The following is a 12,695-nucleotide window of genomic DNA, read 5'->3' as shown; positions in this document are numbered from 1 at the left end:
AACTTTCAACGCCCGTACGAGTTCCTTTTCTAAGCACATTAATCTACCTATGGCCAAGCGCAAAACTACCGCAGCGGCGGAGAGTACCCCTACCCTTCCTGAATCGACACCAGTTGAACAGCCAATTCAAACCCCAACGGGTGCCTATTCCCGGTTTACCGACCTTGATGTTCACCTCTTTCGTGAAGGTACCCACTCCAGGCTCTACGAAAAATTTGGCTCGCACGTAGTCACGCATCAGGGTGTACAGGGCACCTATTTCGCCGTCTGGGCCCCTTCAGCCAAGTACGTATCGGTCATTGGCAACTTCAACGGCTGGGACCGGGGCAGCGCTTCGATGAATGTTCGTTGGGATTCTTCGGGAATCTGGGAAACATTTATTCCCAACATCGGCAGCGGCGAAACATACAAGTATTTCATCGTGCATGAAGGCGGTCGCGAGATGGAAAAAGGTGATCCGTATGCGCACCTCTGGGAAGTGCCCCCCCTCACGGCCTCGCGCGTGTGGGATACATACTATGAATGGGACGACCACGAGTGGATGTCGACCAGAGCCGAGAAAAATGCCCTCAACAAACCGGTTTCGACTTATGAGGTGCACATGGCCTCGTGGAAACGAGACCCCTCGAACCCCGAACGGGAATTGACCTACGGCGAAATTGCCGATGCACTGGTGCCTTACGTTCAGGATATGGGCTTCACCCATGTTGAGTTCATGCCCGTGATGCAGTACCCGTACGCCCCTTCATGGGGCTACCAGGTGACTGGCTACTTCGCCCCAAGCAGCCGGTTTGGCCACCCACAGGATTTCATGCGGATGGTAGAACGGCTGCATCAGGCGGGCATTGGTGTCATTCTCGACTGGGTACCGGCTCACTTTCCCGGAGACGCCCACGGCCTCTATGAATTCGATGGGTCACATCTGTATGAACACCCGGACCCACGCAAAGGGTATCACCCCGACTGGAAATCATACATTTTCAACTACGGGCGGCCTGAGGTACGTTCATTTCTGCTCAGCAACGCCATGTTCTGGCTCGATCGGTGCCATGCTGATGGCCTCCGGGTCGATGCGGTAGCGTCGATGCTCTACCTCGATTACTCGCGCAATGCGGGTGAATGGGAGCCCAACGTCTATGGCGGTCGCGAGAACCTGGATGCGGTTGCGCTGTTCAAGCAAATCAACGAAGCGGTTTACCGCGAATTCCCGGACATTCAGATGATTGCGGAAGAATCGACCGCTTTTCCGGGTGTGTCGCGGCCAATTTACACAGGTGGCTTGGGCTTTGGTATGAAGTGGATGATGGGCTGGATGAATGATACCCTCCGTTATTTCGAGCGGGAGCCGATCGTCCGCAAGTATCATCAAAATGAACTGACATTCAGTACGATATACGGATTTTCGGAGAATTACGTATTGCCTCTGTCGCATGATGAGGTCGTGTATGGCAAGAAATCGCTGGTGGGGAAAATGCCGGGCGACGAATGGCAGCGGTTTGCCAACCTGCGTCTGCTGTATACGTATATGTTTACCCATTTTGGCACAAAACTGCTATTTATGGGCGGCGAATTCGGGCAAACCTCGGAATGGAACTTTGAGCAGAGTCTTGACTGGCATCTGCTTGAATTTGAACCTCATAAAGGCATGGCTGCCTGCGTGAAGGCACTCAACCAGTTGTATCGCACCGAACCGGCCATGTATGAGCGTAGTTTCAGCCCCGACGGTTTTCAGTGGATCGACACGACCGATCATCAGAACAGCGTAGTCACGTACATGCGGCGCGGCGAAAAGCCGGAAGAAACGTTGATCGTTGCCCTGAACATGACGCCCGTTCCGCGCCCCGGTTACCGGATGGGCGTGCCCTCGAAAGGGTTCTACGGCGAAATTTTCAACTCCGACAAACCTGACTTTTACGGGAGCGGCCAACTGAATGCAGCGCCCATCCAGACGGAAGACACGCCCATGCACGGACAGCCCTATTCAATCCCCGTTACCCTGCCCCCACTGGCTGGCGTTGTGCTGAAATGGATTGAGTAACACCCGACTTCAGCTTGATTAAATCAACGTGGCGACCGGAAACCGGTCGCCACGTTGTCTTTTTGCCTGGTCAAAAAAGGCCACCGGATAACCGGTTGGTAGGGACATCCGTGGTAAGTTTTATAAACAACCGGCTTACTTTGGCGCTTTTGTAAGCAGCTATCGCTCAAAATTACCAGTATGTTCACCATTGAAACTCGCCCACTGGGGCCAATTGAAGGCACAAAACCGTTTACAGACTACATCCTCGCCAACAAGGATACAGGCGAATGGGCTACTATTCTCCCCGAGTTTGGCGGTATTCTTCGTCAACTGGTGTTACGGAAAGGCGAAACGCGCTATACCCTCATTAACAGCCCCGGATCGGCTCAGGCGCTGCTGGCCGACGAAACATACGCCAGTGCGCTGCTTTATCCGTTTCCCAGCCGGGTTTTTCAGGGAATATACCGTTTCGAGGGCCAGGCTTACGCCCTGCCGATGAACGAAACGATGCGGAATAATGCGCTCCACGGCTTTGTTCATCCGCGCCCGTTTCGGGTAACCCGGCAGGAAACAACACCCCGCCACGCCCTGCTGGCCATCGTGTATGAGTACGCGGGCGACGTACCTGGCTATCCATTCCCGTTTTCGCTCACGGTTACCTATGTGCTTTCGGCCAGCGGGTTGACCCTTGCTTTTGAGGCCCTCAACACGGGCACAACCCGCAGCCCGGCTGCGTTTGGCTGGCACCCTTATTTCACACTCAACAATGCCACTACCGACGACCTGACCCTTACGCTTCCCACGCAAACGGTTATTACGCTCGACGAACATATGATTGCCAACGGCACCCAACCAGCCCCCCCCGACCGCCTGGGTACGTTCAGCCTGAACAAGGTGGAACTAGACACACCCTGGGTAGCGACGTTCAGCGATGGAAACGGCAAAAAGCAGGCGAAAACGGTGCTGGCATGGCCTTCAGAAGCGGTTTCGCTCGAAATAACCCAAAGTGATTCCCTCGGTTATGTAGTGGTGTATACGCCCTCGCGCCGCGACAGCATCGCAGTTGAACCCCAAACGGCGAATGTCAATGCGTTTAACAGCGGGGAAGGGCTCACGATTCTGAACCCCGGCGATACGCTCAGCGGCAGCATTGGGGTGCAGTTGGTATAATTGATACAGTCAACGACAACGCTCTATTGATAGCCAACCCGTTAACACAAAGGAGCGATGCGAGACTGAACGGCTATTTTTAATGACTGGATCGACTCATTTGGACTCAATGTTGCGTGCGACCTACCCATAGCCGTACATTGCGTCTGAACAAGTCCTGACACATGCCTTCTGACTCCGCCCGCCCGCATTACCACCAGTTTTCGCATTCGTTGCTCTCGCTGGCCATCATAACACTGGCTATCTATCTGGGGCAGGATATCCTTGTTCCCCTGGCGATGGCGGGGTTACTGGCAGTTTTTTTGCAGCCCGTCGAGAGTTGGCTCATTCGGCGGGGTATTCACAAGGTCATTGCGATCACGCTGGCGTTGCTGCTGGCCATCATTATTCTGACCGGCGTGGGCGTATTACTCTCCATTCAGCTAGCCGACTTTGCCGACGACCTGCCAAAGCTCCGTGACCATCTGACCGAACTGTACGGGCGCGTTCGGCACTGGGTACGTTCAGAGTATCACGTTAGCTACCGGCAGCAGGACCAGTACATCAAGAAAGCGCAGGCCCAGACACTGGATGGTTTGCAGGGTTCCGACGCTGTCGGCATCATTACCGGACCGCTGGGTACGTTGATCCTTATCCCGATCTACGTATTTCTGCTGCTCTATTACCGGTCAATGCTGCTGCATTTTATCGTCGTACTCTTTCCCAAACGACATACCGACCGGGTTCGCGAGGTTTTGTCGGAAGTAAAGGCAGTCATTCAGAGCTACGTAGTTGGCCTGCTCATCGAGACGGCCTGTGTGGCGGCGCTCAACTCAATTGGACTGATGTTTTTGGGTGTACAGTACGCCATTTTGCTGGGTATTATGGCCGCTCTACTCAACCTGGTTCCTTACATTGGCGGACTTGTGGCCACGTTTCTTACCGTTCTGATCACGATGAGCTACCAGTCTGACATCTCGGTTCTGCTGGGTGTTGTGGGCATCTTTCTGCTGGTGCAATTCATTGATAATAACCTGCTGGTACCCTTCATCGTTGCCTCCAAGGTGCGTATCAATGCCCTTGTTTCTATCGTGGGCGTGTTGATTGGCGGTGCTTTAGCCGGCGTATCGGGCATGTTTTTATCCATTCCAGCCATTGCTATTCTGAAGATCATTTTCGACCGGGTAGATAGCCTACAGGCGTGGGGCGTATTGCTCGGCGACCAGACACCGGAGCAGGAAGGCAGTAAGCTATTTCGCCTGGCGAAACGCAAAAAACGGGTAGCACCTGCGGAAACGGACAGTATATAACGCGGATCTCAGTCCGCATTTTTGCTCTAAAATGCGGACTGAGATCCGCGTTACATTACGTGAATTCACTAGCATCACCGCATCAACAACTGCACGGACTTGATCATTTACGGTCGTTGGCTATCGTACTGGTCTTTTTCTTTCATTACCAGCTATCCTTTTTCGGCCACCCCGACTGGGTACCAACTGTATCAAAATTTGGCTGGACGGGCGTCGACCTTTTTTTCGTATTAAGCGGTTTTTTAATCTCGTCTCAACTGTTTGACCAGGCAAAAAGCGGGAAACGAATTTCGTGGGAATCATACGGCGTAAAGCGTTTTTTCCGGATCGTCCCTGTCTACCTGGTTGTGGTCGCTGCTTATTTCTTCTTTCCGGTTTTCCGCGAGAAAGAAGCACTACCGCCTCTTTGGAAATTTCTGACGTTCACCCAAAACCTTGGGCTTAATTTACGGGACACAGGTACGTTCTCACACGCCTGGTCGCTCTGCGTGGAAGCTCATTTTTATCTGCTAATTCCGCTCTTTATTGGCCTCATCACGTACGCAAAAAGTTTCAATAAAGCGTACTGGCTGATCGCATTACTTTTTGCTGGTGGTTTTATGATCAGAAGTTATAGCTGGACTACGTTTTACCTACCCGTCAAAGAGACATCAGCCTCGTTTATTACCTGGTATAAATATGTGTATTATCCAACCTATAATCGGCTGGATGGCCTCTTGGTAGGCGTCACGATTGCGGGCATATCACGCTTTCTACCAGCTAGTTGGATGAGGATATCCCACTCTGGCAATCGGCTAATTGGTGCTGGATTATTGCTTCTGGCAGGCGCGTATTTTTTATGTGAAGATGAACAGTCCTATGCGGCTTCAGTAGCCGGATTCCCGTTGATTGCTGTAGGCTACGGACTAGTAGTAGCAGGAGCGATTAGTCCATCCAGCATACTATTTCGCTGGCATTCGCGAGTGACCAGTATTATCGCGCGAATTTCCTATTCAATTTATCTGACTCACAAAGGCATGATTCATGTCACTCAATTTTTACTGGGCAAATTAACTATTGACACGAACACTAATTTCACGTTGGCCTGTTGTATAGTTGCCTGTGTGGCAGCAGCAACTATACTGACATTTTTTGTTGAGCAACCAATTATAAACATGGTTAAAAATCGGGCAAGTACGGGGCAAAAAATGCGTACTACTTAATTTAATATGGTAGATTAATTAGGCAAATCTGGATGTTTTTTTTCAAACAGATAAGTTAGTAGTGTTTATTGACTTGTTTGTTGCTGTAGGCTTCGCTAATCGTGCCCTGAGCCGGGGGCACCGAGCTTGTCGAAGGGCACGATTAGCGAAGCCTACAGCAACAAACAAGTCAATAAACAACCTACACTACGTCGACGGCGGCAACTTCCTGTTTGCCGTTGGCGGCGATCATTACGGCTTCACCACGTACCTGAATAGCGATTGATCGGTCCGAGAAATTTTCGACTGCGACTGTCTGCTGGGTTGTCGTTATCTGAAGTAACGCACCCCGGAACCGAATTTTGAACGCAAACGATGTCCAGCCGTCGGGACAATAGGGTGCGAGTACCAACTGATCGTTTTCTACGCGCATGCCGCCGAAGCCTTTCACCACGGCCAGCCACGTGCCGGCCATGCTCGTGATGTGGCAGCCGTCTTCGGTGTCGTTGTTGTAATCGTCGAGGTCGAGGCGGGCGGTGCGGAGATACATCTCGTATGCCTTTTCCTTCATGCCCAGTTTCGACGCCTGAATGCTATGCACGCAGGGCGACAACGACGATTCATGAACGGTCATCGGCTCATAAAAGTCGAAGTTGCGTTTCAACGTATCGGTATCGAACTCATCTTCAAAGAAGTAAAGCCCCTGCAACACGTCGGCCTGTTTGATGAAGCACGAACGCAGAATCCGGTCCCACGACCAGTTCTGGTTCAGAGGCCGTTGCCCTTTCGGAATGTCAGACACGGGCATGATCTCTTTGTCGAGGAAATCGCTTTGCTGCAAAAATACCTGCCGTGTTTCGTCGAACGGGTAGTGCATGTTATCGACGATATGCTTCGCTTTGGCGATCTCTTTTTCTTCGCGGAAATGGATGCGGTCGGCCAGTTCGGCGTACGCATCCGGGTTCAGGCGTTTCACCGTTTCTACGGCCTGCATGGTGTAGCGGAGCGTCCAGGCGGCGATGTAGTTGGTGTACCAGTTGTTGTTGACGTTGTTTTCGTATTCGTTCGGGCCCGTCACGCCCAGCATCACATACTGCCCTTTCGCCTCCGACCAGTTGACGCGCTGACTCCAGAACCGGCTGATCGCCACCAGTACTTCCAGTCCGTATTCGGCCAGGTACGTCTCGTCGCCGGTGTAGCGTACGTAATCGTAGATGGCGTAGGCGATGGCCCCGTTGCGGTGAATTTCCTCGAAGGTAATTTCCCACTCGTTATGGCACTCTTCACCGTTCATCGTCACCATCGGATACAGTGCAGCCCCCGCCCGGAATCCCAGTTTCTGCCCGTTTTCGATGGCTTTCTCAAGCTGTTTATACCGGTATATCAGCAGGTTGCGGGCTACTTTCTGATCGGCCGTGGCGAGGTAGAACGGCAGGCAGTACGCTTCGGTATCCCAGTAGGTCGACCCGCCGTATTTTTCGCCGGTAAAGCCTTTCGGGCCAATGTTAAGGCGCTCATCTTCACCCGTATAAGTCTGGTTCAACTGAAAAATATTGAACCGGATTCCCTGCTGTGCCGCAATATCTCCGTCGATGATGATGTCGTTCATCTTCCATTTATCGGCCCAGGCCTGCTGCTGTTCAAACAGCATTTTGTCGAAGCCTTTACGCGTTACGCGCTGCATATACTGATGCGCCTCCTTCAGCAAAACATCCGGGTCGTAATTGAGCGACGACAGGTTCACGGCGTATTTATAGATCACCGTTTCCTGCCCTTTCTGACAGTCGAGCGTAATGCGGTTGGCCACGTATTTTTCGTACTTGATCGGCTGCGACTGGTAATCATGCTTAACGCCATTCTGCTCTACTTCCACGCACATGCCCGTCACGACATGGAAGCCGGTCTTGCGGGTACGTAGTTCGATGTAGGCTTCACCGTAGGCTGTTTCTTTACGAACCTCATCCCAGAACGTCTCGTCGTAATTGGCGTCTTTATTGCGAATGGCCCCGTCGATATAGGGCGTGATAGTGATTTTGGCGTCGAAATTCAGCGGCGTAATGCTGTAGCGAATGGCGCCGGCCTCGTCGTCAACAATCGAACAGAACCGTTTTGCGCTTACTTTCAGCTCTTTGCCACTCTTCAGTTTAGCCACAAACTGACGGTCTAGGTAGCCTTCCTGCATGTTGAGCACACGGCGAAAATCACGTACCTCGCAGGTATTCAGATCGAGGGTTTCGTACTCAACATCAATGTCGATACCAATCCAGTTGGCGGCATTCAGCACCTTGGCGAAGTAGTCCGGGTAGCCGTTTTTCCACCAGCCCACACGGGTTTTGTCGGGGTAATAGACGCCCGCCACGTAGTTGCCGGGGAGGGTTTTGCCCGTAAATTTTTCTTCGAAATTCCCCCGTCCACCCAGTCGGCCATTACCCAGGCTCATCAGGCTTTCGGTTATTTCATTATGCTGGGCGTGAAAACCGTCTTCAACTACGCACCAGGGATCATTGGTAAGATACTGTTTCATAGGGATTTAGGATTGGGGATTGGCAAACCGATTCCCAATCCAACATTAGTTCATAGGTTATAAATGCGCTTGCAGGTTTCAAGCACGTAGGTTAGTGCGCTGAAGAGTTCGTCTAATTGATTACTATCATACCTATCGCGGTAGACCGTTAATGCTTTATCTTCCAAATAGCCGATCTCCCATAGATCACCGTTTGAAACAATACCAAACACCGGTTTTGTATCCTTGTTCAGTTGCTGAATGGTGTACATTTCCAATGCACATTGTGCCCATCCAAGTGTAAAATCATCCCTTTTTGCCTCCACAACGGCTACATAAGGGGTATCGAACACGACTTTGCCTAACTCTGATTTTCGGGCAAAGATGAAGTCCGGTATACCATTTAGCTCTTCATTCAATGAGATAGGCTTATGGCTCCAGATGGCAAACGTTTGCCTGAAAGGCTTCCAAACGGCGCGTAGTATTGGGAAAATAATTGCCTCACAAATAGCAGCTTCAGAAACGTCATATGCAATTTCAGCTTTCGTAAAGGTCAACTCTTCATGTAACGCCTGAGGTGCAGACACATGCGGTTTATCTATTGACAGATCAGCTTCCTGATATCGTATTTGATACGCTTTTAATACGTCGCCTAATGTAGAGAATGTTCTGAATCCCATAATCGTATCTGTGTTTCAGCAAAGATAGACTTTCCAAATACCACATTGCCTTGCTAATACCCTAATCCCTGCGCCTTGTCAACGGCGGCGAGCAGTTCGGCCACAGTGATATGCTCAAGCGACGGCACAACCAGGTCGGCCTCGGTCAATACGTCGGGCGAACCAATGCCGAGGGCGAACATCCCGCCCCGCCTGGCCGCTTCGATTCCGGCGACAGCATCTTCAAAAACGATACACTCTTCCGGCAAAATGTTCAGTTCAGCGGCACCCTTCAGGAACACTTCAGGGTCAGGTTTGCTATGCGTAATCTTCGACCCGTCGATGATGGCGTCGAAAATATGCGACAGGCCAACGCGTTCCAGAATAAGCGGGGCATTTTTAGAGACTGAGCCAAGGGCAATTTTGATTGGATGACCCTGTTCACCAGCCTGCTTTATCTGTGCCAGAAACGCGTTTACACCGGGCAGAATATCGTCAGATGTCATCTCATTGACGAGGTCGAGATACCATTGATTTTTCTCGGTAGCCAGTTCCTGTTTCCGCTCATCGGTGAGTGTAACACCACCCAGGGCTAGAATTCGGTCAAGCGAATCCATCCGGCTCACGCCTTTCAGGGTCTCGTTGAATTCATGGGTGAAATCAAATCCCAGCGAATTGGCCATGCGCCGCCAGGCCTGGTAATGAAACACGGCGGTGTCGACCAGCACGCCATCGAGGTCAAATAAAAAGGCTTTTATCATAGGAGAAATGTCATTAAGTGGTCATTAGGTGGTCATTGATTGTCATTTGTTGTTTTTACGGAATGACAATCAATGACCACCTAATGACAGTCCTCAAAATCCACTCATTTTGAGCGCGGTGAACAGTTTTTTGATGGTTTCGAGGCCGTTGGGGCCATTTTGGGCAAAATAATAGAACACTTCCACGTCGCCCCGATGCATGGCCACGTTCATATCGCCCGATTGCGATTTGTGTTCGGCTTTCACCCAGTCGGCTACGATCTGATAGCTGTGCTTACCGCCTTCACCGAACGTGTGCGACACATCCACTTCATAGACGGGCGCACTCGCCAGCACTTTTGTTTCGGGGTAACCGGGCAGTTCAGAGAAGGAGAAAGTAGTGGCCCGGCTAATGGTTCGACCACCCAGCACAATCGGCTTTTTACCGGCCAACCGCGCTACTGCTCTCAGTGCGAGCACAGTAGTTGCTTTGTGGTGGGCGTGTTGCTCCACGGATGGCACCAGACAGATGACCAGATCGTATCGGCCCTTTGCCAGCACTTCATCGAGTTGTCGCTCAACCAGGTCTTTATTCCAGCGTCGGCCACTCAGGTAGGGCGATGGATCGGTGGAATACAAATCATCGACCTGATCAAAGAAGTAGAAGTTGGTGATACCCATGACCTCCCCCGCTTTCATCAGTTCTTTCTTTCGAATAGCCGGCAAAACCCGCCGACCGACGGCCGAATCGAGCAGGTTCATGCCGTAATATTTCGACGCCACCATGCCATTATACCCGCCAGAGGCGTCGGTGACAAGGGCCAGGTCGGCCGAACCACCCAGTTCGCGCACGAGCTTGAACACCGTGACGGGAAACATGGTCTCATCGTCGGGATGGGCCGTAACGATCAGTGTTTTAAGCGATTGAGCACGTACCTGAACACACGCCAGCATCAGAAAAATCAATACTATTCCTCGAATCGACCGCATTATTCACCTATTGATTAGGCCACAAAGGTACGCACCGAAACCAACTGCTCAGTGGCCGTCACCTAACAGTATCACGTAAAGGCGGTCTGTTTACGCAGGGTAGTCGTATCCGGTAGTGGGTCTGGTGAGCAGGAAACGCAGCTACGATTCCTGCTCACCAGACCCACCACCGGGCTGAAGGCAGAGAACTTAAGCCCGGTTCTGAAACCCCTAAAAGTTTATCGTTGCAGTTCCAGCACCAGCGCCGTTTTGGCGGGCAGTTGAACCAACTTCAGGTCGGTGATTACCTCGCCGGTCAGTACGTTTCTGGCTTTGGTGAAACCCTGGGTACGTTCGCTGAAACGAGCCATATCCAGCCCAACCGGCTTGTCGGTCTGGTTGGTGGCCACCATCACGGCTGCCTTGTCGGTGTAGCGGAAATACACGTAGGTGCCATTCTGAGGCAGGTACTGCATGAGTTTACCGGAATGCAGGGCAGGTGTGTTTTTGCGGTAATTGGCCAGCGTTTTCACGAACTCGAAGGCGTCGTTTTCGGCTTTGCTGCGGCCCGCCGCCGTAAATTTGTTCTCCTTATCGCCCTCAAAGCCTCCCGGAAAATCGCGCCGTACTTCAGCATCCGACGGGTTCTTGAAGTTCTTCATCAGAATCTCCGTGCCATAGTACAGATGCGGAATGCCGCGCGTGGTGAGCAGCCAGGTCAGGCCCATTTTGTAGTTGTTGAGATCCTCTTTCACCACCGACAGAAAACGGTCGGTATCGTGGTTGTCGAGGAAGGTGACCAGCTTCATGGGGTCTTCGTAGACGGCATCCTGCGCCAGCGCCTGCTGCACGCGATTGGCACCGCTGTCCCAGCCTTCGCCTTCATTCAGCGCGGCGTTGATGGCCGAATACAGCACAAAATCCAGCCCGCCCGTCTGGTTCGATTTGAAGGGGAAGTTTATCCTGTTCCGGGTGTAGTACGCCTGATCTACGCTGTTGTTCACCCACGACTCGCCAAAGGTGTACATCTTCGGGTATTCGGCTTGCAGGGCGGCATTACAGCGGTTCATAAACGGCTGATCGTTATACATGTAGGTATCGATCCGCCAGGCATCTACGGCAAACTCTTCGGTATTCCAAATAGCACTCTGAATCAGGTAGTTGGCTACGTAAGGGTTGCTCTGATTCAGGTCGGGCAGGAAGGGAACAAACCAGCCGTCGAGCGTTACTTTCCGGTCAATGGCCGACGAATGGGGATCGGTGACAGGCTGATATTTATACGACGTATTGGTGTAGTTGGGCCACTGATGCAGCCAGTCTTTACTGGGCATATCTTTCAGCAACCAATGGTTGATACCCACATGGTTATACACCGCGTCCTGCACCACCCGCATGCCTGTCGCGTGTACTTTCCGGTTCAACTCTTTATAGGCTTCGTTACCGCCCAGCCGCTTATCGACCGTGTAATGATCGGTAAAGCCGTAGCCATGATAGGCCGACCGCATCACGCCGCCTTCGTTGGTTTGCGGCTGATTGTTTTCGATAACGGGCGTCATCCAGAGTGCAGTAACGCCCAGTTCTTTCAGGTAATCGAGGTGATTGCCAACGCCTTTCAAGTCGCCGCCATGCCGTAGAAACGGGCTATTGCGGTCGGCTTCTTTATCGGCCAGATCGGCAAATTTATCATTGGCAGGATCGGCATTGCTGAAGCGATCGGGCATGAGCAGGTAAATAAAATCGGCAGAGGTGAGCCCCTGCCCTTTCGGCTGATTATCACGGGCTTTCAACTGGTAGGCGCGGGTGATGGTTTGGCTCCCGCTTTTACCCACAATCTGCAACGTACCTGCTTTGGCCGTTGGCGCAATAGTCAGGTCCAGAAAGGCGTAGTTTTTGTTTTCGACTTTCGACGACTTCACCAGTTTCACACCGGGATAGTTGATCGAGTACGTTAATGAACCGGCATTGGGGCCGTAGACAAGCAGTTGCAGGTTGGGGCTTTTCATGCCTACCCACCAGTTAGTAGGGTCAACTCGCTGAATCTGTGGCGTCTGTGCGGCGGCTATTCGCCAGCAGAATAGAACTATTAGAAGGAAAAATGGCTTTTTCATGGCCAAAAGTAAACAATGACATTAAAAACTTGAGCCATCCGAACGTTTAATATTAA

9 protein-coding genes are annotated in these 12,695 nt (G+C 51.8%); 4 read left to right on the top strand and 5 right to left on the bottom strand.

The window, feature by feature from the left end:
* Positions 1–49: 49 nt before the first annotated feature.
* The 4 genes from glgB to ACFE8Q_RS09670 all read left to right on the top strand — a co-directional run bounded on the left by glgB (position 50) and on the right by ACFE8Q_RS09670 (position 5,681).
* Positions 50–2,038, top strand: coding sequence for a 1,4-alpha-glucan branching protein GlgB (gene glgB, locus ACFE8Q_RS09685; RefSeq protein WP_375445187.1), 1,989 nt, complete (start codon positions 50–52; stop codon positions 2,036–2,038).
* Positions 2,039–2,218: 180 nt separating this feature from the next.
* Positions 2,219–3,190 (top strand): aldose 1-epimerase, encoded by a 972-nt coding sequence (locus ACFE8Q_RS09680; RefSeq protein ID WP_375445186.1) that lies wholly within the window; start codon positions 2,219–2,221, stop codon positions 3,188–3,190.
* 164 nt (positions 3,191–3,354) lie between these two features.
* Positions 3,355–4,479 carry an AI-2E family transporter gene (locus tag ACFE8Q_RS09675; protein WP_375445185.1) on the top strand — a complete coding sequence of 375 codons (1,125 nt, stop codon included), beginning with the start codon at positions 3,355–3,357 and terminating at the stop codon, positions 4,477–4,479.
* 59 nt (positions 4,480–4,538) lie between these two features.
* Positions 4,539–5,681 carry an acyltransferase family protein gene (locus ACFE8Q_RS09670; RefSeq protein ID WP_375445184.1) on the top strand — a complete coding sequence of 381 codons (1,143 nt, stop codon included), beginning with the start codon at positions 4,539–4,541 and terminating at the stop codon, positions 5,679–5,681.
* Positions 5,682–5,862: 181 nt separating this feature from the next.
* On the opposite strand, the gene ACFE8Q_RS09665 is transcribed toward ACFE8Q_RS09670, so the two are convergent.
* The 5 genes from ACFE8Q_RS09665 to ACFE8Q_RS09645 form a co-directional block, all read right to left on the bottom strand.
* A complete protein-coding gene (locus ACFE8Q_RS09665) occupies positions 5,863–8,184 on the bottom strand; it encodes a glycoside hydrolase family 65 protein (protein ID WP_375445183.1) in 2,322 nt (773 codons plus the stop codon).
* Positions 8,185–8,234: 50 nt separating this feature from the next.
* Positions 8,235–8,843 carry a hypothetical protein gene (locus ACFE8Q_RS09660; RefSeq protein WP_375445182.1) on the bottom strand — a complete coding sequence of 203 codons (609 nt, stop codon included), beginning with the start codon at positions 8,841–8,843 and terminating at the stop codon, positions 8,235–8,237.
* A 53-nt stretch (positions 8,844–8,896) separates the two neighbouring features.
* Positions 8,897–9,583 (bottom strand): beta-phosphoglucomutase, encoded by a 687-nt coding sequence (gene pgmB / locus ACFE8Q_RS09655; protein ID WP_375445181.1) that lies wholly within the window; start codon positions 9,581–9,583, stop codon positions 8,897–8,899.
* A gap of 93 nt (positions 9,584–9,676) precedes the next feature.
* Positions 9,677–10,552, bottom strand: a complete 876-nt coding sequence (locus tag ACFE8Q_RS09650) for a PIG-L family deacetylase (RefSeq protein ID WP_375445180.1) — start codon at positions 10,550–10,552, stop codon at positions 9,677–9,679.
* 218 nt (positions 10,553–10,770) lie between these two features.
* The gene (locus tag ACFE8Q_RS09645; protein WP_375445179.1) at positions 10,771–12,639 is read right to left on the bottom strand and encodes a glycoside hydrolase family 13 protein; all 1,869 of its coding nucleotides are present in this window, start codon (positions 12,637–12,639) and stop codon (positions 10,771–10,773) included.
* Between the last annotated feature and the right edge of the window lie 56 nt (positions 12,640–12,695).

The sequence above is a fragment of the uncultured Fibrella sp. genome, from assembly GCF_964250085.1.
Taxonomy (GTDB): domain Bacteria; phylum Bacteroidota; class Bacteroidia; order Cytophagales; family Spirosomataceae; genus Fibrella.
This window is presented reverse-complemented; position numbering and strand designations above follow the sequence as displayed.